We start from the raw sequence: 25,789 nt of genomic DNA, 5'->3' as shown, positions 1-25,789 counted from the left end.
TCTCAGCATAGGGTCGAAACCCTCATGCGGCTCGCGCTTATTGCGGTCGGCCGGCTCAAGGACGGGCCGGAACGCGAGCTCTGCGAGCGCTACCGCGAGCGCGCGGTGGCGCTCGGCCGGACCATCGGCTTCAGCGGTCCCGAGATCGTCGAATTGCCGGAAAGCCGGGGCCGCCGGCCGGAGGAGCGCAAGCGCGACGAGGGCGAGGCGATCCTCGCCAGGCTCCCGTCGCCCGGGCTGATCGTCGCGCTCGACGAGCGCGGGAAGAATCTCGGCAGCGAAGCCTTCGCCAGCCGCCTCGCTGCCGCGCGCGATGGCGGCACCGCCCATGCCAGCTTCGTCATCGGCGGTGCCGACGGCTTGAGCGAGGTGATCCGCGACCGCGCCGACATCACGCTCGCCTTCGGAGCGCTCACCCTGCCGCACCAGATCGTGCGCGCGCTCGTGCTGGAGCAGGTCTACCGGGCGATGACGATCCTCGCCGGGCACCCCTATCATCGCGTATGACTCGCGCTTAGCCGATGATTCGCACCGCGCTCCCCCGTCTGGGCCTAGCTGCCGCCCTGCTCCTCGGCACGGCATCGCCGTTGCTCGCCCAGAGCGCCCCGCCCGATCCGGACGCCTTCCAGCGCGAGGCGATGCAGAAGCTCGTCGAGAAGCAGGCGCGCGAGGCCGAGCTGAAGGCCATCGAGCAGCGCCTCGACGGCAATATCGAAGTCCGCCGCAAGCTCGAAGGCGAGATCGCCGCGATCCGCGCCGACCGCGCCGCGCTCAACAAGGCCCTGCTCGACACGACGGCCCGCACCCAGGCCGGCGAAGAGAAGCTCGGCGACCTCGAGAAGCGGCTCGCTCTGTCACAATCCAGCGAGGCGGCAATCCGCCGCTCGCTCGAGAGCCGACGCGGGCTGATCGCCGAGGTATTGGCGGCGCTCCAGCGCATCGGCCGGCGCCCGCCGCCGGCCGTGCTGGTCAGGCCCGAGGATATTCTCGAGGCGGTCAGGGCCTCGATGCTGCTCGGCGCCGTGGTGCCGGACCTGCGGCAGGAGGTCGAGATTCTCGGCACCGACCTCGCCGAGCTGGTGCGGCTGCGCGACAACATCGCCGCGGAAAAGACCCGGATCGGCGCGGAGATGGAACAGCTCGCGGCCGAGCGCCAGCGCCTGGCATCGCTGATCGAGGCAAGGCGCGAGCGCGAGGCCAGCGCGGCCAAGGATGTCGATGCRCAGAAGGCGCTGGGCGACCAGCTCGCCGGCCAGGCGCGCTCGATGCGCGACTTCGTCGAGAAGATCGAGAAGGAGATCTCCGTCGCGAGCAAGGCGGCGGAGGCGGCCCGCCAGGCGATCGAGCAGGAAACCCGCGAGCAGCGCGAACGCATGACCGCGCTCGCCTTCAAGGACCCGGCCCGGCTCGCCCCCAAGATCGCCTTCGCCGACGCCCGCGGCCTGCTCTCGCTGCCCGCCGCGGGTTCACGATTGCGTGGTTTTGGCGATGCGGACGGCGCCGGCGGCACCACGCGCGGGATTTCACTGGAAACCCGTTCCGGCGCCCTAGTTTCGGCGCCTTCTGACGCTTGGGTGGTTTATGCGGGTCCGTTCCGCTCTTTCGGGCAGCTCTTGATCCTGAATGCCGGCGGCGGATACTACATATTGCTGGCAGGAATGCAGCGCATCGATGTCGCCCTCAACCAGTTCGTGCTCGCCGGCGAGCCGGTTGCGGTGATGGGCGAAACATCGGAAGCTGCGGCGACGACAGTAGGAGTGGGAACCGGCCAGCCGGTCCTGTATATAGAATTCAGAAAAGACGGTGTTTCGGTCGATCCGACGCCGTGGTGGACGAAATCGCAAGGCGAAAAGGTTCGCGGATGATGCGCAAGGTTTCTCTCGTTCTCGCCGGCGCCATCATGGGCGCGGGCCTGACCGGACTGGCTACCCAGACGCGGTTGTTGAGTTCGACCAGCGCCGTCGCCGCCTCGGCCGAGGTCTATCGCAGCCTCAACCTGTTCGGTGACATCTTCGAGAAGATCCGCACCGACTATGTCGACAAGCCCGACGAGCAGAAGCTGATCGAGGCCGCCATCAACGGCATGGTCTCCTCGCTCGACCCGCATTCCTCCTATCTCGACGCCAAGTCCTTCCGCGAGATGGACACCGACATGCGCGGCCAGTTCGGCGGGCTCGGCATCGAGGTGACGATGGAGGACGGCGTCCTCAAGGTCGCCAAGCCGATCAAGGACACGCCTGCCTCCAAAGCCGGCATCCTCGCCAACGACATCATCCGCCAGATCGACGGCACCGAGGTGAAGGGGCTCTCCCTCACCCAGGCGGTCGACAAGATGCGCGGCCTGATCAACACCCAGGTGACGCTGAAGGTCGAGCGCCCCGGCAAGACGGAGCCGCTGGACTTCACCCTGACCCGCCAGACCATCGTCGTTCCGGCGGTTGAGGAGCGCGTCGAGGGCGACATCGCCTATATCCGCATCGGCACCTTCTCCGAGCAGACCTATGACGGCCTGCGCAAGGCGATCGACAAGACCACCAGCGAGATCGGCGCCGACAAGCTCAAAGGCTACATCATCGACCTGCGCAACAACCGCGGCGGGCGCCTCGACCAGTCCGTGCTGGTCTCCGACGCCTTCCTCGAGCGCGGCCGCATCGTCTCGACCCGCGGCCGCAACGCCGAGGAGACGCAGGTCTTCAATGCCAAGTCGGGCGACCTCACCAAGGGCAAGCCGGTCGTCGTGCTGATCAACGGCTCGTCCGCCTCGGCGGCCGAGATCGTCGCCGGCGCCCTGCAGGACCACAAGCGCGCCACGCTGATCGGCACGCGTTCCTTCGGCAAGGGCTCGGTGCAGACCGTGATCCCGCTCGGCTCGAATGGCGGCCTGCGCCTGACCACAGCGCGCTACTACACCCCGTCGGGCAACTCGATCCAGGCCAAGGGCATCACCCCGGACATCGAGGTGCTGCAGGACATCCCGGCCGAGCTCAAGGACAAGCTCGTCGACAACAAGGGCGAAGCCGCACTCAAGGGCCATCTCAAGGCCGGCGAGGGCGAGGAACAGTCCGGCTCGAGCTCCTATGTCCCGAACGATCCCAAGAAGGACACGCAGCTCATCGCGGCGATCGACCTGCTTCACGGCGTGAAGAAGGATGCCGCCGCGCTCGCCCAGAAGCCGGCCGAGACCCCGGCCGCAACGCCCGCTCCCGCTCCGGCCGCCCCCGCGGCGCCGGCCACGCCGGAAGCGCCCAAGCCCTGACGAGCGGCCCCGAGCGCGCCTCGGGGCTCGACGGCGGGCGGCTAAGACGACAAGACTAGCGCGCGGACCACTGATTCGGGTCCGCGTCGCAATCTGTTAGGACGGCTGACCTTTGGCCGGAATGCCGCTCACGGACCTCAACCGGCCGCTCGGCCAGGACAAGCCTGCGCGCGCGAACAGGCCGTGGGGGCGCTGGCTTGCGACCGCCGCGGCCGGCTTCGTCGGCACCGTGCTTCTCGGCCTCCTCCTCGTCGTCGCCCTGCGCCGCGATCCCGATGGTGGCGAACCCATGGCCGTCGCGAGCATCGAGAAGCGCGCCGCACCGCCGGTCGCCGTCTCGGCCGGCCCGGACCCCGGGACCAATCCCGGTCCGCGAGGCCCCGCCAGCGCCGCGCAGCTCGAGAGCAATGCGGGCGTCACCGTCTACCGCCCGGATTCGGACGCACCCGGCGCCATCATCATCACCGTTCCCGACGACGCCGGCCCGATCAAGCTCGCCCCGGCCCCCGATAACCGCCTCGTCGAGCGCACGCGCTACGGCCTGCTGCCGAAGACCGCACCGGACGGCGCCACCCCGGCGCAGATCTACGCCCGCCCGCTCGGCCCGGCCCCCGCGACCAAGCCGGCCGGACGGGTGGCGCTGATCGTCGGCGGCCTCGGCATCAGCCAGAGCGGCACGTCGGATGCGATCACGCGGCTGCCGCCGCAGGTCTCGCTCGCCTTCGCGCCCTATGGCACCGAGCTGGAGCGCACCGTCCAGCGCGCCCGTGGCGAGGGGCACGAGGTCCTGCTCCAGCTCCCGATGGAGCCCTTCGACTATCCCGACAACGATCCCGGCCCGCATACGCTGCTGACCGGCCCGAAGGCCTCCGACAATCTCGACAAGCTGCACTGGTCGCTCGGCCGCTTCACTGGCTATGTCGGCATCATCAACTTCCTCGGCGGCCGGCTGACGGCGGATGAAGGCGCCCTCTCGCCGATCCTGCGCGATCTCGCCGGGCGCGGGCTCCTGGTCGTCGATGACGGCTCCTCGGCGCGCAGCCAGCTCGCGCCGGCGGCCAGCCGCGCCCAGATCCCGGCGCTCAGGATCGATCGGACCATCGACACGGTGGCGCGCGCCGACGCCATCGACAAGGAGCTCGCCAATCTGGAAGCGATGGCGCGCGACCAGGGCATCGTCGTCGCGGCGGCGAGCGCCCTGCCCGTCTCGATCGAGCGGATCGCGCAATGGGCGCAATCCCTCGAAGCCAAGAAGATCGCGATCGTGCCGGTGAGCGCCGCGCGGGGTTTCCGCAACCCCAAGAGCACAGGCTCGCTCGGCCCAGGCTCGCGCCCCGCAAGCTCTCTCCCGACCGGATCTCCGCGATGACCGACGCCGCCCCCGAAGGCTACCGCCCCTGCGTGGGTCTCGCCCTGTTCAATGCCGAAGGCCTCGTCTTCATCGGCCGGCGCGCCGACAAGACCAAGCGCGAGCATGTCGCCCCCGGCCATGCCTGGCAGATGCCGCAAGGCGGCATCGACAAGGGCGAGACGCCGCTGGAAGCCGCCCGGCGCGAATTGCAGGAGGAGACCAACATCACCTCCGTCGAGCTCCTGGCCGAGGCGCCGGGTTGGCTGAGCTACGATCTGCCGGTCGATATCGGCCAGGAGGCCTGGAAAGGCCGCTGGCGCGGCCAGGCGCAGCGCTGGTTCGCCTTCCGCTTCACCGGCTCCGAAAGCGAAATCGACATCCTCACGCCCGCCGGCGGCCACAAGGCCGAGTTCGACGCCTGGCGCTGGGCCCCGCTTGCCGAGACGCCGGAGCTGATCATCCCCTTCAAGCAGGGCGTCTACCGTCAGGTCGTCCGCCATTTCGCCCCCTTCGCGAAGGCCGGAACCGCAACCGCCTGATCGCCCACGGCGGCTGCCCTGCATCTTCGAACTGTTCCAATTTTCCATATGGAACAAAGAGTTGAGCGGAATTCCCGGCGCGCCTAGATTGCCCGGATCCGGCGCTGCCGTGATGCGTGCCCTTCCGGAGACGACATGATGACCGAACGTTTCAGCGAGACCTTGCGGCAGGCGAGCGAGCCGCTCTGGTCGCAGGCGACGGAGCATCGCTTCGTGCGCGAGCTGCTCTCCGGAACGGTCTCCGACGCCGTGATGGCGCGCTACCTGATCCAGGATCACCGCTTTCTCGACGCCTTCCTCACCTTGCTCGGCGCGGCCGTCGCCACCACCGACAGCTTCGAGGCGCGGCTGCGCTTCGGCCGTTTCATCGGCATGGTCTCAGGCGAGGAGAACACCTATTTCCTGCGCGCCTTCGAGGCGCTCGGCGTGACCGCCGCCGAGCGCGAGCAGCGCCCGGACACGCAGGCCACGGCCGGCTTCAAGGCGATCATGCGGGACGCCGCCGCGACCCGCTCCTACGCCGCCGCCCTAGCCGTCCTGAACGTGGCGGAGTGGCTCTATCTCGACTGGGCGACGAAGGCGACGGCGCCGCTGCCGCAAAACTTCGTCCATGCCGAATGGATCACCCTGCACGACAATCCCGACTTCCGCGATTTCGTCGCCTTCCTGCGCGCCGAACTCGACCGCGTCGGCCCGGCCGAGGCGGCGTTGAGCCGCGATTTCTTCCTGCGCTCGGTCGCGCTTGAGCTGGCCTTTTTCGACTCCGCCTATGAGCACTGAGATGGATCTCTTCGCGCGATTGAAGGCCGCAGCCAGCAGCGACTGGCAATCTTACGTCGATCACGACTTCGTCCGCCGGATGGGCGCAGGCACCCTGCCGCAGGAGGCCTTCCGCGACTACCTCGTCCAGGATTATCTCTTCCTGATCCAGTTCGCGCGCGCCTATGCGCTGGCGATCTACAAGGGCCGCAGCCTCGCCGATATGCGCGCCGCCAAGGCGGGCCTCGACGCCATCCTCGATGTCGAGATGGATCTGCATGTCCGGCTCTGCGGCCGCTGGGGCCTCTCGCCCGAGGCGATCGAAGCCGCGCCGGAGCATCAGGCCACCATCGCCTATACCCGCTTCGTGCTCGATTGCGGCATGGCGGGCGACCTGCTCGACCTGCATGTCGCGCTCGCGCCTTGCGTCATCGGCTATGCCGAGATCGGCCCTGCTGAGCTGGCTCCAATGGTCGAGCCCCTTGATCAGCGTGTCGACGACGTCGAGCAGGAAGGCGACGGCGAGCAGCCCGAAGAACCAGCGCCGCCGCTTGATGAAGAAATCCTCGTAGCCGGCATATTCCGCAATCGAATCCGGGAAGAGCAGGGCCGCGAGCAGATAGAGCACGACGGCATAGCCGATCAGGAACAGGAAGACGCCGAAGCTCCAACTCGGGATCCGCGACAGCGCGAACTCCCACCACCAGAACAGCGCCAGCTCGAGCAGGATCGAGCCGACCCAGAGCATGTGCAGCAGCGAGACGCGATTGCGGCCGGGATGCTGGATAAAGCCGGCAATGCCCAGGAGCATGCGGGTGATGCCGAGGCCGATCACCATGCCCATGACGATGCGGACATGGGAGAACAGCTCTTGCGGCGCGACGGTATCCATGCCCCCTGCATAGCTTGCCGGAAACCTGACGCCTAGATCGCCGCGCGCCCTGCCGGGCGCGATAACGGCGATCGATCTGCCTGGTGTTGTATCGGATGGTTCGGGAAAAGCGGATTCCGCCGTCCGGCCCGATGCCATGGCCGAGCCAATTCTCAGATGGGAACGGGAGGGTAAAATGGCGTCCCGGAAGGGATTCGAACCCCTGACCTACGGTTTAGGAAACCGTTGCTCTATCCTGCTGAGCTACCGGGACGCACGAAACTCCCTGTAGCATAACCACGATGACGGTGAAGCCCCTTCTTCTCGGCCTGTGGCTCCTCGGCGCCCTGCCGCTTGCCGCCCGCTCGGCCACGCCCTGCGGCGTCGAGGCGGTCGAGACGGTACCGGCACGCCTCTCGGGCTTCGACGCAGCCGGCGATCCGCTCCTGGCCGATGGCCGCGCCTTGCGGCTGGTCGGCCTGGCACCTCGCCAGGATGCGGCGGAGGATACCCGTTTCCGATCCGGGCTCGCGCCCTTTCTCGGCCGCAACATCCTGCTTGCGATCACCGGCGAGAAGGATCGCTGGGGTCGCTGGCCGGCCCGCCTCTTCCTCGAGGCCGCGCCCGGTGCCGGGCGCGAAGAGATCGCGCAACTGCTCCAGAAGAGCGGCGCCGCCCTGCCCCTGGCAGAAGCGCAGGTAGCGCGTTGCGCGCCCGGCCCCACCGCGATTCAGACAAAGGTAACCTCTGCCTCGCAAGTTTTGCCGCCGGCGGCCCAAGGTTTGACGCCGCTGGCGATCGACGGTCATGATCTCGCCGCCGTCAAGGGGCAGGAGGGGCGCTACGTCATGCTGGAAGGCCGGATCGCGTCCGTGGGCGAGCGCTCGCAGCGGACCTATCTGAACTTTTCGCGCCGGCCCGGGGAGGCGGCCTCGATCGTTCTGTCACGCAAGCTCTGGCGCGAACTGAAGGAGGCGGGCTGGACCCCGGCTGCACTCGGCGGTAAACGCCTGCGAGCCTATGGCGTGCTCGCGGGCCGCGGTGGCCTTCTGCTCGAAGTCACCTCGCGCGCCGCGCTGGAACTGATCGACTGAGGGATGCGGAAAGTCTGGCCAACACGGTTCGCAGGACGGGGCAAGCGGCTCGGCGCCCTTGCCCTCGCGCTGCTGCTCGCCGGGTGCTTCGGCGACCAGACCTCCGTGCTGCCGGCCAGCATGTCGGGCGACGGCGAGATCGCGCCGCGCATCAGCCCCGTCCAGCGCGCCTCCGACCAGGAGCATCAGCGCCTGCTCGCGGCCTTCGGCGGGGAATATCGCGCGCCGCGCACCAAGGCCGCGCTCGACGACATCGTCCAGCGCCTCGCCAAGACCAGCGACGGCCAGATCGGCGCCTATGAGATCACCATCCTGAACTCGCCGGCGGTCAACGCCTTCGCTCTGCCCAACGGCCGGCTCTACGTCACGCGCGGCCTGCTGGCGCTCGCCAACGACACCTCGGAGATTGCCTCGGTCCTCGCCCATGAGATCGGGCACGTTACCGCCCAGCATGCGGTCCAGCGCGCCGAGAAGGAGGCGGAATCGGCCCTGGTCAACCAAGTCGTCTCGCAGGTGCTGAAGGATCCGAACCAGAGCGCCGCGGTCCAGGCGGGCTCGAAGCTCTCCCTCGCCCGGTTCTCGCGCCAACAGGAATTCGAGGCCGACAAGATCAGCGTGACCAGCCTCGCCCGCGCCGGATACGACCCTTRCGGCGCGAGCCGCTTCCTCAACACGCTCGGGCGCAACACCGCCTTCCGCAACAGCGGACAGCAGCAGCAGAGTGCGGAGGACAAGCGCCTCGACATGCTCGCGACCCATCCGCAGACGCCGGAGCGCATCGCCGCCGTCACCGCCGCCGCGCGCCAGATCGCCGCGCCGGGCCTGGGCGAGCACGATGCCGGCCGCTGGCTGACCGCCATCGACGGCCTCGCCTATGGCGACGATCCGCGCGACGGCGTGGTGCGCGGCCGGCGCTATGTGAACAGCTCGCTGCGCATCTCCTTCTCGGCGCCGGACGGCTTCAGCCTCGAAGCGGCGCAGGACATGGTCATCGGCGTCAGCGCCAATGGCGCGCAGGCCCTGCGCTTCGACTCCGTGACGCTCAAGCCCGACCAGACGCTCGAATCCTATGTCGCGGCCGGTTGGATCGAGGGTGTCGAGACGACCGGCATCGAGAAGATCGAGATGGGCGGGCAGCCCGCCGTCATCGCCCATGGCAAGGGCACGGACTGGACGTTCCGCCTGGCGGCCGTGCATTTCGGAGACCGCGTCTACCGCTTCATCCTGGCGGCGCGCGGCGCCGGCGATCCGGAACGCCCGATGCGCAGCATCGTCGAGAGCTTCCGGGCCCTGACGCCGGCCGAGGCGCAGACCGCCCGGCCTCTGCGCATCCGTATCGTCAACGCGGCGCCGGGCGACACGGTGGCGAGCATGGCGGAGCGCATGCCGGAGCAGGATCGGCCGGCCGAGCTCTTCCAGCTCCTGAACGGGTTCGACCGCGCCGCTGCGCTCACGCCCGGCCAGCGCTACAAGGTCATCGGCGAGTAGCGGGCGCCTTCACCCGTCATTGCGAGCGCGACGAAGCAAGGCTCGGCAAACAAAAAACCCGGCGGTCGCCCGCCGGGTTCGCATTCTAGGATCCGACAGGAACGGCTCAGGCCGCTTCTTCCTGCAGATCGTCGTTGTCGCCTTCGAGCTCGGCATCCGCCTCGACGGCCTCGCCCTTGCCGACCCGGCGCGGCGACTTGGCGAGCTGGCCCTCGATCTTCTTGAGCGCCTCGATCTCGGTGACGTCGTCGACGACCGCGATCTCGCGAACCATGCGGTCGAGGGCGGCTTCATAGAGCTGGCGCTCGGAATAGGACTGCTCGGGCTGGGCCTCGGAGCGATAGAGATCGCGCACCACCTCGGCGATGGCGACGAGATCGCCCGAATTGATCTTCGCCTCGTATTCCTGCGCGCGGCGCGACCACATGGTGCGCTTGACGCGGGCGCGGCCGGTGAGCGTGGTCAGCGCCTTGGTGACGGCTTCGGCATCGGCGAGCTTGCGCAGCCCGACGCTGATGGCTTTGGCGGTGGGAACGCGCAGGGTCATCTTGTCCTTGGCAAAGCTCACCACGAACAGCTCGAGCTTGAAGCCGGCGACTTCCTGCTCTTCGATCGCCGTGATCTGTCCGACGCCATGGGACGGATAGACGACGTATTCGCCCGTCTTGAAACCCTGGCGCACAGCAGCTTTCTTCACCGTAGACATGCCGTTACGACTCCTGACCGGCCCGCCGTGGCGGGCGCGCGATGATCCGTCCCCGTCCGGATGGCCGGGGACATTCCGCCTGACGCGACGCGGTGATGCGGCGCTTCACGCTCCCTCAGTCGATTGGTTCATCTCGCCCACAGAAGCGAACAACGGATTGTTCCGGCGAAAAGCCGCCGGCCCTTCATGTTGCACGCGATCTTTGGGAACGCCCCGTTTGTGAAAACCTCGCAGGGGGCATGCGGAACGAATTCGACTGAGTTTGTGTGTAGCACAAAAAACACGCCGAATCAAAGGTAAACGCGGGCAGCCATCCGCCGCCATGCGCGCGGCACGGTCATGGTTAACGCAGAACGGACCGTCCGAAGCGGCGAAAATCAGTCGCCTTCGCCCGGTTCGGGCGAGAACATCTCGAGCTTGCCGGCGACCCCGTCGAACGCCTTCGCGTCGGCCGGGGCGTCCTTCTTCTGCGTGATGTTCGGCCAGCTCGCAGCATATTTGGTGTTGAGCTGCAGCCAGCTTTCGAGGCCGGGCTCGGTGTCGGGCTTGATCGCTTCGGCCGGGCATTCCGGTTCGCAGACGCCGCAATCGATGCATTCGTCGGGGTGGATGACGAGCATGTTCTCGCCTTCATAGAAGCAGTCGACCGGGCAAACCTCGACGCAATCCATGTACTTGCACTTGATGCAGTTCTCGGTGACCACATAGGTCATGGGCCGGCCCTTCCAACACTTCTAAACAACCTCATAAACCCCCGACAGGCGCAGGTTTCAAGATTGTTTTCGCCGGGCTCGGCAGAAGACTTTGCCCTTCCGGCATCCACTGGGAGAAATTCGTTCGCCGCATGGCCGCATATCAGCCCTGCAGGCGATAGCGGCCGGATTTAGTCGCCTCCCTCGCCCTCCGCAAGAGAGGGATCGTCGCCGCCTTCGTCGAGGCGCTCATAGAGGAGCCTCGCCGTCTCGAACGGGCCCCGGCGCTCGGCGAAGGCCAGGATCCGCACGACGACGGTGGCGTGCGGCAGGGCGAGCGTCAGCACGTCCCCCAGCTTGAGCCCCTGTGCGGGGTTCTCGGCTCGCCGCCCCGCAATGCGGACATGGCCGTCTTCCACCAGACGCACGGCCGCCGGCCGCGTTCGCGCGAAGCGCGCGAAGCAGAGCCATTTGTCGAGGCGTTGACGATGCTCCCGCAACGGCTACGCCTCCCCGGGTCCTAGGTCTTGCTGCCTTCGAGCTGCGCCTTGAGCGCGGCCAGCTTGGCGAAGGGCGAATCGGGATCGGGCTCGCGATTGGCCGGGCGCGGGCGCTGCGGCTGCTGGAAGCGCTCTCCCCCACGCTCCTCGCGGCGCGGGCCGCCGGGGCGACCGTCGCGCTTGAAGTCGGGGCGCGGGCCGCGACCGCCCTCGGGGTGACCCTGCCGCGGCTGATCCTCGCGACGCGGACGCTCATCGGAGCGCGGACGCTCGTCACGGCGGGGGCGCTGATCCTGGTTCGGACGTTCCTGGCGCTGAGCGGCACCCTCGCCCGCTGCCGCGGCAGCCGGACGATTCTCGGGCCGCCCGTCGCGACGCGGGCCGCCGGGGCGCCCCTCGCGCTGCGGACGGTCACCGCCACGGCGCTCGCCCTCGCGGCGCGGGCCGTCCTGCCGGCCGCGCTGAGCATGCTCGGGCCGGCGCCCACCCTGGTGGCGATGCGGCCGCCAGATCTCGATGAGCTCGGGCTCGGCCGGCGCAGCTTCGGCAGCGATTTCGGCCTCCGCGGCTGCATCCGCAACCTCAGCCGACGGCGCAGCCGGCAAGGCCGAGAGCGCATCGGCCGGCACAGGCTCGCGCACCGCGTCGAGCTCGGTTTCGGTGAGGATCGGCGTATCCGCCGTCTCGACGGCAGGCGCTTCGGTGACAGGCGTCTCGCCTTCCGCCAGCGCGCCCTCGTTCAGGGCCTCGGCCGGCTCGACGACGGCAGCGGCTTCCTCGGAAGCGTCCGCCGACACCGCGCCATCGGCCGGCACGGCCTCGTCGGCAGCGGCCGCGACCGGCGTCTCGCCGACAGCGTCTTCGGCCGTCTCGTCGCTCGCCTTCGCCTCGACCGGCTTGGCCGGCTCGGTGGCGGCCGGCGGCGGCGCCAGCGGCACGGTGATCGCCGGGCCCGGACGCTTCACCGAGACATAGCCGAGCGAGCGCAGGATCGAGGCGAAATCCTCGCCGGCGCAGCCGACGAGCGAGGTCATCGCGCCGGTGACGACGAAGCCGTCCTGATCGGCGCTGCCGGCCGGCGGCGTGCCCTGCGTGGCGCCGGGACGATAGGCGATCGCCGGGCGGATCAGGTCCGCGAGACGTTCCAGAATGTCGACGCGCACCGCCCGCTCGCCGCAGACGCGATAGCCAGCCGCCCGGTAGAGCCCCTTCGGCACGACCTTGTCGACCGGGAAGGAGGTGCGGCCGGACGCCGCGAGATGGGCGATGTCGTCGAGCCCCGCCGTCTCCGGCCCACCATGCTTCAGCGCCCAGAGCTGGGCGGCGAGCGCGCGCGGCGCCGGCTTCAGCAGGGCGGGCATGTAGATGTGGAAGGCCCCGAAGCGGATGCCGAGCTGGCGCAGCGCCGCCCGGCCCTCCTGATCGAGCGCCTTCATCTCCTCGCCGACCTTCGAACGCTCGAGCACGCCGAGCGCCTCGGCCGTCTGATAGGCGATGCCGCGAGCGATGCCGGCGACGTTCTCGGCCGCCTCCAGGATCTGGATCGCGCCGAGCAGGCGGGTGACGTGATTCTTCAGCCAGAGCGTGAGGCGCGCCTCGACCTGCTCGCGCGCAGCCCCGTTGAGATGCTCCTCGACCAGCAGGCGAAGCCGCGGCTCCAGCACCTTCTCGCCGGCGACGAGGCGCGCCACAGGCTCGCCGGTCCAGCGCACGAGCCCGTCATGCGAGAGCAGGAAGGCGTCGTCGCCCGCCAGCACGACGCGCGCGGCCCGGGCCTCGATCTCGGAACCGAGCGCCTTCATGGCCGCGAGGTTCAGAGCCTTAACCTCCGACCCGCCCGCCTTCGGGTCCGCCGTGAAGCGGRAGCCCTGCAGCATTCCCACATGCTGGCCCTCGACGAGCACGTCGCCCGTCGCAGTGACCTCAGCCTCCAACATCGCATTCTCCCGCAAGCGGCGCATCAGGACACTGGTGCGCCGATCGACAAATCGGTGGGCCAGACGCTCATGCAGAGCATCCGACAGCTTGTCCTCTACAAGACGCGCCATGCCCTGCCAATGCTCAGGATCAGGTAACCAGTCGGGCCGGTTGGCGACATAGGTCCAGGTCCGGACCTGCGCGATGCGGGCGGAGAGCGTGTCGATCTCGCCATCGGTGCGGTCGAGCGAGCCGAGTTGCGCCGCATACCAGTCGGCATCGAGCCGGCCATGGCGCATCAGCCTGAGATACAGCGTCGTCGCCAGATCGGCATGCTGCATGGGCGAGATCTTGCGGTAATCGGGCAGGCCGCAGACCTCCCAGAGCCGCTCCACCGCAGCCCGGCCATGCGCCAGCGGCGCGATGTCGGGGTCCCTGGCCAGGATTTCCAGCGTCGTCATGTCCTCGGCGATCAGCGCCCGCGTCAGCCCCTGCTCGGAAGGCTGGATGTTCAGCGTGTCCAGGAGGCCGCCGACCGAGCGCAGGTCGAGATCGGAATTGCGCCACTGCATCTGGCGGATCGGCTCGAAGCGGTGATTCTCGATCGCATCCACCAGCTCAGCGTCGAAGGGCGGGCAGCGCCCGCTTGTGCCGAAGGTGCCGTCGCGCAGATGCCGCCCGGCCCGGCCGGCGATCTGGCCGAACTCGGCCGGGTTGAGCTTGCGGAAATGATGGCCGTCGAATTTCTTGTCCGCCGCGAAGGCGATGTGATTGACGTCGAGATTGAGCCCCATGCCGATCGCGTCGGTGGCGACGAGATAATCGACATCGCCGGACTGGTAGATCTCGACCTGGGCATTGCGCGTGCGCGGTGACAACGCCCCCAGCACGACCGCCGCCCCACCCTTCTGCCGGCGGATCAATTCGGCGATGGCGTAGACCTCCTCCACCGAGAAGGCGACGATCGCCGAGCGCGGCGGCAGACGGGTGATCTTGCGGTCGCCGGCGAAGGTGAGCTGCGACAGGCGTGGGCGCGTGACGACATTGACACCCGGCATGAGCTGCTCGATCAGCGGGCGCATCGTGCCGGCACCGATCAGCATCGTCTCGGCCCGGCCGCGCCGGTTCAAGAGCCTGTCGGTGAAGACATGGCCGCGGTCGAGATCGGCGGCGAGCTGGATCTCATCGATCGCGACGAAATCGACGGCGAGGTCGCGCGGCATCGCCTCGACGGTGCAGACCCAGAAGCGCGGCCGCTCCGGCTTGATCTTCTCCTCGCCGGTGACGAGGGCGACGGCCTCCGGCCCGACCTTGTCGACGACCCGTTGATAGACCTCGCGCGCCAGCAGGCGCAGCGGCAGGCCGATCATCCCGGTGGGATGGGCGACCATGCGCTCGATGGCGAGATGGGTCTTGCCGGTATTGGTGGGTCCGAGCACCGCGGTGACGCTGTTGGCGCGGGCGGCGGGAGGCAACGAACGAAAGAGCTGCAAGGCGAAGGGCCGATCATCTCGTCCATCCGGGCGACACCGGCTCGATGCGAGCCTCAGCCGTCCGGGCGGGTGCGTGAACTGAAATCAGGAACGGGTCTTGTCGGAACGACTCAGGCAGGAAGAACTCCGGCAAGAACGACTCCGGAACGAAGCGAGCCCGAATCGCTGACTCCCGGAGAATCGGGGTTTGTTCCCCTCGCCGGGCCGGAAGCCCGCCGACAAACGCAATACCGGCATCGCCCGCCCTCTTGCCAACCCGAAAACTGGACGGCGAGGCCGTCCGGCGCAGTTCCTATTTAAGACTTTCCGGCGCGGAAACGAGAGGCAATCGACATCGAGCCCCACCCGATGAAAACGCACGGTCATCCCGGACAAGCGGCAAAGTCGCGCCGATCCGGGATGACGGCCGCTGTTCCGGCCGGCTGAAGCTTCACATCGCCAGACCGCCTCAATGGCGGGCGTGATCGCATTGGCYGTGATCGGCCAGCGCCTCGATGATGGCGCAATCGCAGGCGGCGACGCCGCCCGAGCAAGTGGTGGCGATCCGCTCCAGCTCCTTTTCCAGCGAGCGCAGCCTGGCGATCTTGTCGCGCACCTCTTCGAGATGACCGGCGGAGATCGCATGCGCCTCGTCGCAGGCCATGCCGGGCGTGTCGGAAAGCCTGAGCAGCGTGCGGATATTGTCCACCGCGAAGCCGAGATCGCGCGCATGCTTGATGAAGGCGAGCCGCTCGGCATGACGCCGGCCATAACGGCGCTGGTTGCCCTCGGAACGCTCCGGCGGCGGCAAAAGCCCGACCTGCTCGTAATAGCGGATGGTCTCGACCTTGACGCCGGTGCGCTCTGCCAGCGCGCCGATCGGCATCACGCGTTCGAGCCGTGCCGTCGCAACCATCGCAACCTCCAAAGCTGTAGTTTCTGGAGCTTTAGATAGATGGCCGCGCGCCGCTGGCAAGGGCATCCCGGCCCCGGAACGACGTCGCGGCTCAGGCGACGCCCATCGCCAACAGGTCGTGGACATGGACGAGCCCGACCGGCCGCTCCTGTTCGTCCACGACGATCAGCGCGGTGATCCGGCTGCGATTGACCAGCTCCAACGCTTCGACGGCGAGCGCATCCGGGCCGATGCGACGGGGATTCAGCGTCATGATATCGCGCGCCCTGAGCGCGGCACCGCCTGCCATCGTCGCCTTGCGGCGCAGGTCGCCATCGGTGACGACCCCGGCGAGCCTGCCGTCGAGATCCATCACGACCGCGCAGCCGAAACTCTTCTCCGAGATCATGGCGATCACATCGGGCAGCGCGGTGTCCAGCCCGATCAGCGGCAGTTCCGCGCCGCGATGCATGATGCTCTCGACCGTCTTGAGCTGCGCGCCGAGCTTGCCGCCGGGGTGGTAGACGAAGAAATCCTGCCGCGAGAAGCCGCGCGCCTCCAGCAGCGCCACCGCCAGCGCATCGCCGAGTGCGATCTGCATGGTGGTCGAGGTGGTCGGCGCGAGCCCGTTGGGGCAGGCCTCCGTCGCCTTGGGCAGGATCAGCGCGACATCCGCCTCCTTGCCGAGCGTGCTCTCGGGATTCGCGGTGAAGGCGATCAGCCCGACGCGGAAGCGGCGGGTATAGCCGACGAGCGCGGCAAGCTCCGCCGTCTCGCCCGACCAGGACAGCGCGATCACCACATCCTCCGGCCTGACCATGCCGAGATCGCCATGGCTCGCCTCGGCCGGGTGGACGAAATGGGCGGGCGTGCCGGTCGAGGCCAGGGTCGCGGCGAGCTTGCGCCCGACATGGCCGGACTTGCCCATGCCGGAGACGATCACGCGGCCGCTCGCGGCCAGGATCATCGCGACGGCCTCGGTGAAGGGCTGCCCGAGCCCGTCGGCGAGGGCGGCATGGAGCGTGTCGAGCCCAGCCCGTTCCGTGGCGATGGTGCGGAGCGCCGAGGCGCGGATGTTTTCGGTCATGGCGCGCGCTCTAGCACGGGGCGATGCGGGATTTCCACCGCCGCGGCGATCGCGGCCGGCGCGTTGACGGCTCCTTAACCCTGTTCGTTCTAACTGCGTTAACCATGCGCCCTCTGCCGGGCGCGCCAGCCATTGCTGTCACCTGTTGCTGCCCTGGAGCCCCGCGAAGCCCGTGTCAGGCCGCGCCAAGATCCTGCTTCTGTCCGGCTCCGCGCTGGCGGCCCTGGCGCTCGGCTGCCTGCCGGCAGGCGCGCAGCAGGCGCCGCGCGCCGGGCTCAGGACGGGAACGCCGGCTTATGTCGCGCAGCCTCCCGCGCCGCCGGAACAGCCGCTCACGCCCGCCACCCCCGATCCGCAGGCGATCCGCGAYCCGGCCTCCCTCGTCCAGGGCCAGCCTTCCGCCATCTCCGGGCGCCAGCCGCCGCGTGCCAGCCGGCCGCTGCAGCCGCCGGCCCTGCGCGGCACCACGCAGCGCCAGTTCCGCCCGCCGCAACCGCCTGTCGCGGTCTTGCCCGCGCCGGAAGCGGCCTTGCCGCCTCCCCCGCGCCGGCGCCGCGCGAGCGCCGAGGACGATCCCTGGGCGCCGCTCGGCCTGCGGCTGGGCGCGGTCACGCTGAAGCCGGCGATCACCGGCTCGACCGGCTACGACACCAACCCGCAGCGCAGCGCGACGCCCGGCACCAAGGGCTCGGTCTTCCAGCGCTATGACGCGGAAGTGGAGGTCCAGTCCGACTGGAACGTGCATGAGCTCAAGGGCAAGCTGCGCGCCGGCTACATGGATTACTTCAGTGACCGGAACGCCTCGCGCCCCGATGCCGAGGGCAATCTCGACCTCAGGCTCGACGCCACGCGCGACACCCACATCCTGCTCGAATCGCGCCTCAAGCTCGACACCCAGCGCCCCGGCTCACCGGACCTGAACGCCAATGTCCAGGGCCGCCCGCAGGTCTGGCAATATGGCGGCTCGGCCGGCGTGACGCAGGACTTCAACCGCCTGCAGCTCACCTTGCGCGGCTCGGCCGACCGCAGCGACTTCGAGGATGCCAGGCTGACGAGCGGTGCAATCCTCTCCCAGAAGGACCGCAACATGACCGATTACGGCCTGCGCCTGCGCGCGGCCTATGAGGTCACGCCCGGCTTCAAGCCCTATGTCCAGGCCGAGATCGACCGGCGCGATTTCGACGAGAAGACCGATTCGAGCGGCTATATGCGCTCCTCCGACGGCATCACCGGCAGCATCGGCTCGACCTTCGAGTTCAGCCAGCAGCTCAAGGGCGAGGTTTCGGGCGGCTACCAGAACCGGCGCTACGAGGATAACAGGCTGAAGGATCTGCGCGGCTTCGTCGGCGACGCCTCGATCCTCTGGTCGCCGACCCCGCTGACCACGGTGACGCTGCGCGGCACCGCCCAGCTCGGCGACACCACCATCGCCGGCTCGTCGGGCACGACGATGCGGCGCGCGACGCTGGAGATCGCCCACGCGCTGCGCCGCAACCTCACGCTCACCGGCTTCACCAATTTCAGCCGCACGGAATATGAGGGCCAGGGCCTGCGCGAGGACTACCTGAATGTCGGCGCGCGGATCGAATACAAGCTGACCCGCACCTTCGCGATCCGCGCGAGCTTCACCCATGAGCGGCTGAACTCGACGGCGGTGGGATCGGACTACACCGCGAATGTCTCGCAGGTGGGCTTGAGGGTGCAGTTCTAGTCGCCGCGGCGTCATTCTCGGGCGAAGCGTAGCGGAGACCCGAGAATCTCAGGACGAGAAGGCACTGGTTTCCGAGATGGTCGGGGCAAGCCCGACCATGACGGCAAGCCTCACTCCATCCCCTCCAGCTCGATGATCATCCCCTCGATCATCTTGAGCCCGATCTGCCAGAAGCCCGGATCCTTCGCATCGAGCCCGAAAGGCTTGAGCAATTCGCCATAGGGCTTGCTGCCGCCGGCCGCGAGCAGGGCGAAATAGCGGTCCTGGAAGCCCTCTGCCGCGCTCTGGTAGACGCCGTAGAGCGAGTTCACCAGGCAATCGCCGAAGGCATAGGCGTAGACGTAGAAGGGCGAATGGATGAAGTGCGGGACGTAGCACCAGAACGGCTCGTAGCCGCTCGATAGCCGGATCGCCGGCCCAAGGCTTTCCGCCTGCACGCCCATCCAGAGATCGCACAGCGCCTCGGCCGTGAGCTCGCCCTGCCGACGCGCCTCATGGACCCGCCGCTCGAAGGTGTAGAAGGCGATCTGGCGCACGACCGTGTTGATCATGTCCTCGACCTTCGCCGCCAGCATCGCCTTGCGCTGCTTCGGGTCGCTGGTCGTGTCGAGCAGGCGCCGGAAGGTCAGCATCTCGCCGAAGACGCTCGCCGTCTCCGCCAGCGTCAATGGCGTCGGCGCCATCAGGGCGCCGTTGGGTGCCGCCAGCACGTCCAGGGGATGCTGCGCTGCTCGATTTCCGGAAGCGGCGCGTTGCGGTCCCAGAAATCGAGCGCGTCGCGGCCGAACCATTTGGCCTTCAGGCGATAATAGCGGTGCGACAGCCGCGGATAGGCCTCGCGCACCGCTGAAACGAGAGCGTCCACGACCTCGCGCTCGACCCTGTTCGCCAGATGGCGGGAATCCGCGACATCCTCGAATTTGCGCCAGCGGTCGGAGATTTCCTTGTCCTTGGCCAGCGTGTTGGTGATCAGCGCGAAGGTGCGCAGCTCCTTGCGGAAGACCTTGCTCAGCGCCTCCGCCGCCTTGCGGCGCGCCTCGCCATCGGCGTCCTGCAATTTGTTGAGCGTGAGCTCCAGCGTCAGCTCCTCGCCATCGACGTCGAAACGCAGCGAGGCAATGGTCTCGTCGAAGAGGCGGTTCCAGGCGGCCGCGCCCGTCATCGACTTCTCGTGGAACAACGCCTCCAGCCGGTCGTCGAGCTGGTGCGGCTTGTCCTTGGAGAGATCGTCGAGCCAGGGCTTCCAATGCGAGAGCGGCGCCTCGCCGGCGACCTTGGCCAGCAAGTCCGGCTCGATCCGGTTGAGCTCAAGCTCGAAGAACAGCAATTCGGTGATGGCGGCGTTCAGCCTGTCCTGCGTGTCGCCATAGAATTTGGCGCGCTGCGGATCGGTGGTGTCGCCGGAATAGACCAGGCCCGCATAGGCGCCGATCCGCCCGAGCAGGTCGCTCAGGCTTTCATAGGCCTTGACCGCCTCGGCCAGCAGGGCGCTGCCATCGGGCTGCCCCGCCAGCTCCGCGAGCTTGCCGCGATAGCCCGCCGCCAGCGCCTGCGCCTGCGTGAAGGCGCGGTCGAGATCGGCTCGGAAGGCGGCGGAATCGATCCCGGGATAGAGATCGTCCAGGTTCCATTCCGGCAGGTCGCCGAGCGCTTTGTCGGGGGCGACGCCGCCGCCATGCGCCGCCGCCTGGCCGTGAACCGTCTCGCCTCGCATCGTCTGGAAGAACATGCTCTCTCCGTCTCGCGGCATCGGGTGTGCCCCACTTAGGCCAGCATGGGGCCGGGGATCAATCTCGGGCGTTCTGCCGCAGCGCTGATGACGGGCCCGGCCGGCGCGCTTAAACTCCGCTTAACTCTTCTGGCCGACGATGCCCCAGAACGGAACAGGCGATTCCTTTCGGAGCCGAGCCTTTCCGTCCTGTTGCGCCGTCTTTCGAGGTGTCATGACCGCCACCGTTCTCGTCGTCGACGACGATCCCGTCCAGCGCCGCCTGCTCGACGCGATGCTCAAGCGTTTCGGCTACGGCGTCCTGGTTGCGGAGAATGGCGAGGCGGCCGTCGCGCTGATCGCCGGCCCGGATGGCGACGCGATCGACGCGATCGTGCTCGACCTCAACATGCCCGGCCTCGACGGCATGGGCGTGCTCGCCACGCTGCGCGAACGCGAGATCGACAAGCCCGTCATCGTGCAGACGGCGAACGGCTCGATCGAGACCGTGGTCACGGCCATGCGCGCCGGCGCCGTCGATTTCGTGGTCAAGCCCGTCGGCGCCGAGCGCCTCCAGGTTTCGCTCAAGAACGCGCTGAAGCTCGGCGCCCTCGAACACGAATTGCGCCATATCAAGCGCCGCGCCTCCAACACGCTGGGCTTCCGCGACCTCGCGACCAAGAGCCCCGACATGGCCCGCGTCGTGCGCCTGGCCGAACGGGCGGCGAAATCGAACATCCCGATCCTGATCGAGGGCGAATCCGGCGTCGGCAAGGAGGTGCTGGCCCGCGCCATCCAGGGCTCCAGCGACCGCAAGGGCAAGCCCTTCGTCACGGTCAATTGCGGGGCGATCCCGCACAATCTCGTCGAATCCATCCTCTTCGGCCATGAGAAGGGCGCCTTCACCGGTGCCACCGAGCGCCATCTCGGCAAATTCGTCGAGGCCAATGGCGGCACGCTGTTCCTCGACGAGGTCGGCGAATTGCCGCTCGACGCCCAGGTCAAGCTGCTGCGCGCCATCCAGGAGAGCGAGGTCGACCCCGTCGGCGGCAAGAAGTCGGTCAGGGTCGACATCCGCGTCATCTCCGCCACCAACAAGAGCCTGCTCGATCAGGTGAAGCGCGGCGAGTTCCGCGAGGATCTCTACTACCGCCTCAACGTCTTCCCGATCACGCTGCCGCCGCTGCGCCAGCGCCGCGAGGACATTCCCGACCTTGCCCGCGGCTTCCTCGCCCGCTTCGCCGCCGAGGAGGGCAAGAAGCTCAGCGGCATCTCCAGCGAGGCGATGACCCTGATCGCGAGCTATGATTGGGCGGGCAATGTCCGCCAGCTCGAGAACGCCATGTTCCGCGCCGTCGTCCTGGCCGATGGCGGCGAGCTCGGCGTCGCCGAGTTCCCGCAGATCGCGGCGCAGATGGATGGCTACGACGTCCGCATCCCGCCGGCGCCGGCCCAGCTCGGCCCGGCCGATGCGCAGGCCGAAGCCGCTCCCCGCATCATCCACATGCCGGTGCGCGACCCGAACTCGCTCGAGCTCGTCTCCGGCTCCGACATGCGCAAGCTCGACGATCTCGAGCGCGACATCATCACTTTCGCGCTGGCGCATTACCGCGGGCACATGTCCGAGGTCTCGCGCAAGCTCGGCATCGGCCGCTCGACGCTCTACCGAAAGCTCAAGGATTACGGGCTGATCGAGAGCGACGGCCATCCTGAGGAAACCGACGCGGCCTGAGCTGCGACGAATCAAAGTGGCGGCCTGTTGCGCCGCCGCATCTTGTGGAAGCAAACCGAGTCACGCAGGAATGGGCGTGATCCGGCATTCATCGGGATAGCGACTATGCCTCGTCGCCACTGGGCGAATCTGACCTCGGCATCCGCCCTGGCCATCATGCTGAGCTGCGCTCCGGTGCTTGCCCAAACGCCTCCGGCCCAAGCCCCCCTCGCCCAAGCCCCCCTCGCCACCGATCCGGCGACCGGCGTGCCCCTGCCCGAGACGCCCCAGCTCAAGCTGCTTGACGCCGAGAAGCCGGCCCCTGCCGGCCAGACGGCGACGGACCGCCCCTCCGACGGCGACATCGTCACCGGAACCGTGAAGAGCGGCGCAACCTTGCGCGGTGCCGCCTCGGTCGATGCCACGGCCCCCGTCGAGACGGAAACCGAACCGGTCACGCTCGATATTCCGCAGGTCGAGGTGCCGGCGCTGGACCCGGCGCTCGTGCCGGCCTCGAAATCCTCCGAGCCGGCGCCCGCCCCTGCTCCCGCCGAGACCGCGCCCGTCCAGGCCGCCCCGGCCCTGCCGGCTCCGGACAAGCCCGTGACTGCCTCGGTGACGGTGGCGCCGCCCGCAGCCGCCCCGGCCGCCGGGCCGCTGGAAGCCATCCCGTCGCTGGTTCCGCCGCCCGAGATGCCGAAGGTGGTGGTCGACGTGCCGCCGGGCCTCGCCTTCGCCGCCGATATCGCGGCGCGCGCCAATGACGGCGTCGCGGTGCGCCGCCTCGGCGAGCGCGAGCGCGGCGAGATCCTCGCCGCCTATCAGGCGAACGAGAACAAGCCGTTCTGGATCGACGCCAAGGGCTGGACCGCCGCCGGCAAGCGCATCGTCGCCCAGCTCGAGCACGCCGCCGATGATGGCCTGCGCCCGACCGACTACGCCCTTCCGGTCTTCGAGCTGAGCGACAAGGCCAAGCTCGCCGAGGCCGATGTGCGGCTCTCGGCGCTCGCCGTGCTCTATGCCCGCGACGCGCGCGGCGGCCGCCTCGATCCGCGCCGCCTCTCCAAGCTGATCACGCCGACGCTCTACCTGCCCTCGGCGACGGAGGTGCTCTCCGAGCTCGCCGGCGCTCCCGATGCCGGCGCGGTGCTCGCCGCCTACAACCCGCCGCACGAGCAATATCGCCGCCTCAAGGCCAAGCTCGCCGAACTGCGCGAGCATCTCGACGACACGCCGCTGGTGCGCATCCCGGCCGGGCCGCCGCTCAAGCTCGGCATGCGCGACGAGCGCGTGCCGCTGGTGCGCGCCCGCCTCGGCCTCGGCTCCAGCGACGATTCGGTCTTCGACCGCTCGACCTCGCTGGCCCTGGCCGATTTCCAGAAGAAAGCCGGCCTGCCCGCCAACGGCATCCTCAGCGAGCGCACCCTCGCCGCACTCGGCAAGCCCGCGACGGCAAGGGGCGAGGAGGACATCGTCGCCCAGATGGAGCGCTGGCGCTGGCTGCCGCCGGATCTCGGCGCCAAGCACATCATGGTCAACGTGCCCGAGATGCGCGTGCGCGTCATCCGCGACGGACAGGTGATCCACGAGGCCCGCGCGATCATCGGCAAGCCGGATTCGGCGACACCGATCTTCTCGCACAAGATGGACCACGTCATCGTCAACCCGTCCTGGTACGTGCCGCCCTCGATCCTGAAGAAGGAGTTCCTGCCGGGGCTGGCGGCCGATCCGGACTATGCGGCCAAGCGCGGCTATGTCGTCACCCGCACCAAGGGCGGCGGCATCTCGGTGCGCCAGCCGCCCGGCGAGCGTAACGCGCTCGGCTGGATCAAGTTCATGTTCCCGAACGAGCATGCGGTCTATCTGCACGACACGCCGAACCGCCGGCTCTTCGCCGGCGAGCGGCGGGCCCTCAGCCATGGCTGCGTGCGCGTCGACGACCCCTTCGCGCTGGCCGACCAGGTGCTCGGGCCGGAATGGACGAGCGAGCGCCTGAAGAAGCTGATCGGCAAGGGCGAGCGCCGCATCAACCTGCCGCAGCCGCTGCCGATCCACCTCGTCTACAACACCATCGTCATCGGCGCGGACGGCCATATCACCCGCTTCGACGACGTCTACGGCTTCCACCGTCTCGTGCGGCAGGCGCTGGAGCAGCAGGGCTGACGGCCCGCCGGATCTCTCGGCCTCGTCCCGAGCAGCCGCGCCGCGGCCGCCTCGGGACCAGGGCTCGCAGAACTTCGAACAGGCTCCCGATTGTGGAGAATCCGGCCGAATTGGGGCCCGGCCGCCGGTTGGGCACCTTTTCGCCACGATCCGTCTTTAGCCAAACGTTCCCAGAAATTCCTGGCGCGGCGCTGGGCGGCTTGCTAACGGGTCGTTAACGCTTCTCCGCAACTGTTCGTTCACGTTCACCATACCGCTTCGGCGGGGGCACCGAGACGGGTCAGACAGATTGGGCAGGACAGACGCCACGATTCCAGGTTGGTTGCGCTTCGGCTCGAAGCCAGCGCGCCGCCGCGTCGCGATGGTCTGCCTCGCAGTCGCCGCATCCCTGCTCGGCATTCGCGGCACGCAGAATGCCGTCGCCAACGGTGACACGCGTACCATCACCATCCTGCACATGCATACCAAGGAGGAGACGACCGTCACCTTCAAGCAGGATGGTCGCTACGTTTCCTCCGCGCTCGAGAAGCTGAACTGGGCCCTGCGCGACTGGCGCAKCGACGARCCGATCMGGATGGACCCGCGCCTGTTCGACGTCGTCTGGGAGGTTCAGCGCCAGCTCGGTTCCGAGCAGCCCTTCCACGTCGTCTCMGCCTATCGCTCGCCCAACACCAACGCCATGCTGCGCCGCCGCTCGCGCGCCGTCGCCAAGCACAGCCAGCACATGCTCGGCAAGGCGATGGACTTCTATCTGCCCGACGTGCCGACGGCCCGCATCCGCGAGATCGGCATGCGGCTGCAGCGCGGCGGCGTCGGCTTCTATCCGAACGCCCACACCCCCTTCGTCCATCTCGATGTCGGCTCGGTGCGCTCCTGGCCGCGCATGACGCGCGACCAGCTCGTGCGGCTCTTCCCGGACCAGAAGACCGTGCATATCCCGGCCGACGGCCAGCCACTTGCCGGCTACGAGCTCGCCAGGGCCGAGATCCTGTCGGGCGGCGGCTCGGTCGGCGGCTATGCGGTGGCCGATGCCGATGAGGGCGCCGTCCAGTCCTCCGGCGGCAAGAGCCTGTGGGCCTCGCTCTTCGGCGGCGACGACGAGGAGGCCGATGCCCGGCCCGCCGCGCGTGGCCGCCGCGGCACCCGCCAGCAGCCGGCCGTCATGGCCTATGCCAATACCGGCTATGTCGACAGCAATGCCGCCGATGGCGGCCGCTTCGCCGTCRCCGCCGCGCCCAATCCGGCCGCGCAGGCGCTCACGCGCGAACGCTCGCAGCGCATCGCGCCGCAGCAGGCCCCGGTGCAGGCGGCCCCGGCACAGCCTGAGCCCGCTCCTGCGGCGATCGCCGCCGCGGCCCCGCCGCAGCCCGCGCCCCAGAATCGTCCGCAACTGATCGACGCGCCCTTGCCGCTCGCCCGGCCGCGCGGGTTGAGCGCACCGCCTGACGAGCCGGCGGTGCAGGTCGCATCGCTTCCCGGCGCCGCCGGCCCGCTCGCCTTCGCCCAGACCGGCCCGGGCGCCGAGCAGAAGCTCGTCCTCGCCTCGCTGCCGCCGCGCCGCCCGGACGCGATGGCCGCCCCGGAGAGCCTCGTCGTCGCCGGGACGCCGGCCAATGCGCCTTTGCCGCCGATCCGGCCGACCGGCCTCGCCGATGCGGCGCTCGCCGCCCTGCGCCCGGCCGATGGCGGAAACGCCGCCTCTCCCGCCATCGAGGGCAGGCTCGTGACCGCGAGCCTGCCGCCGGTCCGCCCGCGCGAAGGCGGCGTCAGCTACGTGACCGCCACGGAACGCTCGGTACCGGTCGCCGCCGATCCCGAAGAGCCGGTCGGCATGGACCGCTTGGGTCTCGATTCGCTGTTCGCCACGGT

At 68.8% G+C, this 25,789-nt stretch carries 18 protein-coding genes, 1 tRNA gene and 2 pseudogenes; 13 read left to right on the top strand and 8 right to left on the bottom strand.

The window, feature by feature from the left end; all coding sequences use genetic code 11:
- The first annotated feature begins 24 nt into the window (after positions 1-24).
- From rlmH to AB4Y99_RS18135, 7 genes and pseudogenes are all read left to right on the top strand, one after another.
- On the top strand, positions 25-507 hold the full coding sequence (gene rlmH / locus AB4Y99_RS18165; protein ID WP_441524296.1) for a 23S rRNA (pseudouridine(1915)-N(3))-methyltransferase RlmH: 483 nt from the start codon (positions 25-27) through the stop codon (positions 505-507).
- A 14-nt stretch (positions 508-521) separates the two neighbouring features.
- Positions 522-1,865: a murein hydrolase activator EnvC family protein gene (locus AB4Y99_RS18160; protein ID WP_112763105.1), complete on the top strand. Its 1,344-nt coding sequence runs from the start codon at positions 522-524 to the stop codon at positions 1,863-1,865.
- Positions 1,865-3,256 (top strand): S41 family peptidase, encoded by a 1,392-nt coding sequence (locus AB4Y99_RS18155; protein WP_112763119.1) that lies wholly within the window; start codon positions 1,865-1,867, stop codon positions 3,254-3,256. Before AB4Y99_RS18160 ends, AB4Y99_RS18155 begins: the two co-directional genes overlap by 1 nt.
- 121 nt (positions 3,257-3,377) lie before the next feature.
- The gene (locus AB4Y99_RS18150) at positions 3,378-4,625 is read left to right on the top strand and encodes a divergent polysaccharide deacetylase family protein (RefSeq protein WP_441524295.1); all 1,248 of its coding nucleotides are present in this window, start codon (positions 3,378-3,380) and stop codon (positions 4,623-4,625) included.
- Positions 4,622-5,146 (top strand): RNA pyrophosphohydrolase, encoded by a 525-nt coding sequence (locus tag AB4Y99_RS18145; RefSeq protein ID WP_038363066.1) that lies wholly within the window; start codon positions 4,622-4,624, stop codon positions 5,144-5,146. Before AB4Y99_RS18150 ends, AB4Y99_RS18145 begins: the two co-directional genes overlap by 4 nt.
- Before the next feature lie 135 nt (positions 5,147-5,281).
- Positions 5,282-5,926: a TenA family protein gene (locus AB4Y99_RS18140; protein WP_441524294.1), complete on the top strand. Its 645-nt coding sequence runs from the start codon at positions 5,282-5,284 to the stop codon at positions 5,924-5,926.
- Between the two features lies 1 nt (position 5,927).
- Positions 5,928-6,374: pseudogene (locus AB4Y99_RS18135) on the top strand (TenA family protein); the annotation flags it as partial.
- 599 nt (positions 6,375-6,973) lie between these two features.
- On the opposite strand, the gene AB4Y99_RS18130 reads toward AB4Y99_RS18135, so the two are convergent.
- Positions 6,974-7,050: transfer RNA gene (locus tag AB4Y99_RS18130), tRNA-Arg, on the bottom strand.
- Positions 7,051-7,078: 28 nt separating this feature from the next.
- Here AB4Y99_RS18130 and AB4Y99_RS18125 point away from each other — a divergent pair.
- Both AB4Y99_RS18125 and AB4Y99_RS18120 read left to right on the top strand, forming a co-directional pair.
- Positions 7,079-7,870, top strand: a complete 792-nt coding sequence (locus tag AB4Y99_RS18125; RefSeq protein WP_441524293.1) for a hypothetical protein — start codon at positions 7,079-7,081, stop codon at positions 7,868-7,870.
- 3 nt (positions 7,871-7,873) lie between these two features.
- The gene (locus tag AB4Y99_RS18120; RefSeq protein ID WP_441524292.1) at positions 7,874-9,358 is read left to right on the top strand and encodes a M48 family metalloprotease; all 1,485 of its coding nucleotides are present in this window, start codon (positions 7,874-7,876) and stop codon (positions 9,356-9,358) included.
- A 106-nt stretch (positions 9,359-9,464) separates the two neighbouring features.
- Here the strand turns inward: AB4Y99_RS18120 and AB4Y99_RS18115 are convergent, their stop codons facing one another.
- The 6 genes from AB4Y99_RS18115 to AB4Y99_RS18090 form a co-directional block, all read right to left on the bottom strand.
- Positions 9,465-10,064, bottom strand: coding sequence for a CarD family transcriptional regulator (locus AB4Y99_RS18115; RefSeq protein WP_441524291.1), 600 nt, complete (start codon positions 10,062-10,064; stop codon positions 9,465-9,467).
- A gap of 377 nt (positions 10,065-10,441) precedes the next feature.
- The gene (gene fdxA, locus AB4Y99_RS18110; RefSeq protein WP_038363045.1) at positions 10,442-10,777 is read right to left on the bottom strand and encodes a ferredoxin FdxA; all 336 of its coding nucleotides are present in this window, start codon (positions 10,775-10,777) and stop codon (positions 10,442-10,444) included.
- A gap of 170 nt (positions 10,778-10,947) precedes the next feature.
- Positions 10,948-11,256 carry an RNA-binding S4 domain-containing protein gene (locus AB4Y99_RS18105; protein WP_038363042.1) on the bottom strand — a complete coding sequence of 103 codons (309 nt, stop codon included), beginning with the start codon at positions 11,254-11,256 and terminating at the stop codon, positions 10,948-10,950.
- 20 nt (positions 11,257-11,276) lie between these two features.
- Positions 11,277-14,666, bottom strand: coding sequence for a helicase-related protein (locus AB4Y99_RS18100; protein WP_441524290.1), 3,390 nt, complete (start codon positions 14,664-14,666; stop codon positions 11,277-11,279).
- Between the two features lie 448 nt (positions 14,667-15,114).
- Positions 15,115-15,561 (bottom strand): MerR family transcriptional regulator, encoded by a 447-nt coding sequence (locus AB4Y99_RS18095; protein ID WP_441524289.1) that lies wholly within the window; start codon positions 15,559-15,561, stop codon positions 15,115-15,117.
- 91 nt (positions 15,562-15,652) lie between these two features.
- Entirely contained in the window at positions 15,653-16,627 is a 975-nt protein-coding gene (locus tag AB4Y99_RS18090) for a KpsF/GutQ family sugar-phosphate isomerase (protein ID WP_441524288.1), read from the bottom strand.
- 172 nt (positions 16,628-16,799) lie between these two features.
- Here AB4Y99_RS18090 and AB4Y99_RS18085 point away from each other — a divergent pair, with 172 nt between their 5' ends.
- Positions 16,800-18,338 (top strand): outer membrane beta-barrel protein, encoded by a 1,539-nt coding sequence (locus tag AB4Y99_RS18085; RefSeq protein ID WP_162720073.1) that lies wholly within the window; start codon positions 16,800-16,802, stop codon positions 18,336-18,338.
- A 110-nt stretch (positions 18,339-18,448) separates the two neighbouring features.
- On the opposite strand, the pseudogene AB4Y99_RS18080 reads toward AB4Y99_RS18085, so the two are convergent.
- A pseudogene (locus AB4Y99_RS18080) lies at positions 18,449-20,067 on the bottom strand (M3 family oligoendopeptidase).
- A 214-nt stretch (positions 20,068-20,281) separates the two neighbouring features.
- On the opposite strand from AB4Y99_RS18080, the gene AB4Y99_RS18075 reads away from it, so the two are divergent.
- The 3 genes from AB4Y99_RS18075 to AB4Y99_RS18065 form a co-directional block, all read left to right on the top strand.
- The gene (locus AB4Y99_RS18075) at positions 20,282-21,778 is read left to right on the top strand and encodes a sigma-54-dependent transcriptional regulator (protein WP_038363032.1); all 1,497 of its coding nucleotides are present in this window, start codon (positions 20,282-20,284) and stop codon (positions 21,776-21,778) included.
- 105 nt (positions 21,779-21,883) lie between these two features.
- On the top strand, positions 21,884-23,920 hold the full coding sequence (locus AB4Y99_RS18070) for a L,D-transpeptidase family protein (protein WP_441524287.1): 2,037 nt from the start codon (positions 21,884-21,886) through the stop codon (positions 23,918-23,920).
- A gap of 322 nt (positions 23,921-24,242) precedes the next feature.
- On the top strand, positions 24,243-25,789 hold a 1,547-nt coding region (locus tag AB4Y99_RS18065), incomplete at its 3' end, for a peptidoglycan L,D-endopeptidase MepK (protein WP_441524286.1).

Origin of the sequence: Allobosea sp. TAB14 (assembly GCF_052113865.1) — a bacterium.
Lineage (GTDB): Bacteria > Pseudomonadota > Alphaproteobacteria > Rhizobiales > Beijerinckiaceae > Allobosea > Allobosea spartocytisi.
Note: the sequence above shows the minus strand (reverse complement) of the source record. Positions and strands in the feature narration are given on the sequence as shown.

Excerpts from the sequence above, each read along its gene's own strand:
- rlmH (WP_441524296.1), top strand. The coding sequence starts at position 25 with ATGCGGCTCGCGCTTATTGCGGTCGGCCGGCTCAAGGACGGGCCGGAA.
- fdxA (WP_038363045.1), bottom strand. The coding sequence starts at position 10,777 with ATGACCTATGTGGTCACCGAGAACTGCATCAAGTGCAAGTACATGGAT.
- AB4Y99_RS18075 (WP_038363032.1), top strand. The coding sequence starts at position 20,282 with ATGACCGCCACCGTTCTCGTCGTCGACGACGATCCCGTCCAGCGCCGC.
- AB4Y99_RS18140 (WP_441524294.1), top strand. The coding sequence starts at position 5,282 with ATGATGACCGAACGTTTCAGCGAGACCTTGCGGCAGGCGAGCGAGCCG.
- AB4Y99_RS18115 (WP_441524291.1), bottom strand. The coding sequence starts at position 10,064 with ATGTCTACGGTGAAGAAAGCTGCTGTGCGCCAGGGTTTCAAGACGGGC.
- AB4Y99_RS18155 (WP_112763119.1), top strand. The coding sequence starts at position 1,865 with ATGCGCAAGGTTTCTCTCGTTCTCGCCGGCGCCATCATGGGCGCGGGC.
- AB4Y99_RS18090 (WP_441524288.1), bottom strand. The coding sequence starts at position 16,627 with ATGACCGAAAACATCCGCGCCTCGGCGCTCCGCACCATCGCCACGGAA.
- AB4Y99_RS18150 (WP_441524295.1), top strand. The coding sequence starts at position 3,378 with ATGCCGCTCACGGACCTCAACCGGCCGCTCGGCCAGGACAAGCCTGCG.
- AB4Y99_RS18070 (WP_441524287.1), top strand. The coding sequence starts at position 21,884 with ATGCCTCGTCGCCACTGGGCGAATCTGACCTCGGCATCCGCCCTGGCC.
- AB4Y99_RS18125 (WP_441524293.1), top strand. The coding sequence starts at position 7,079 with ATGACGGTGAAGCCCCTTCTTCTCGGCCTGTGGCTCCTCGGCGCCCTG.
- AB4Y99_RS18145 (WP_038363066.1), top strand. The coding sequence starts at position 4,622 with ATGACCGACGCCGCCCCCGAAGGCTACCGCCCCTGCGTGGGTCTCGCC.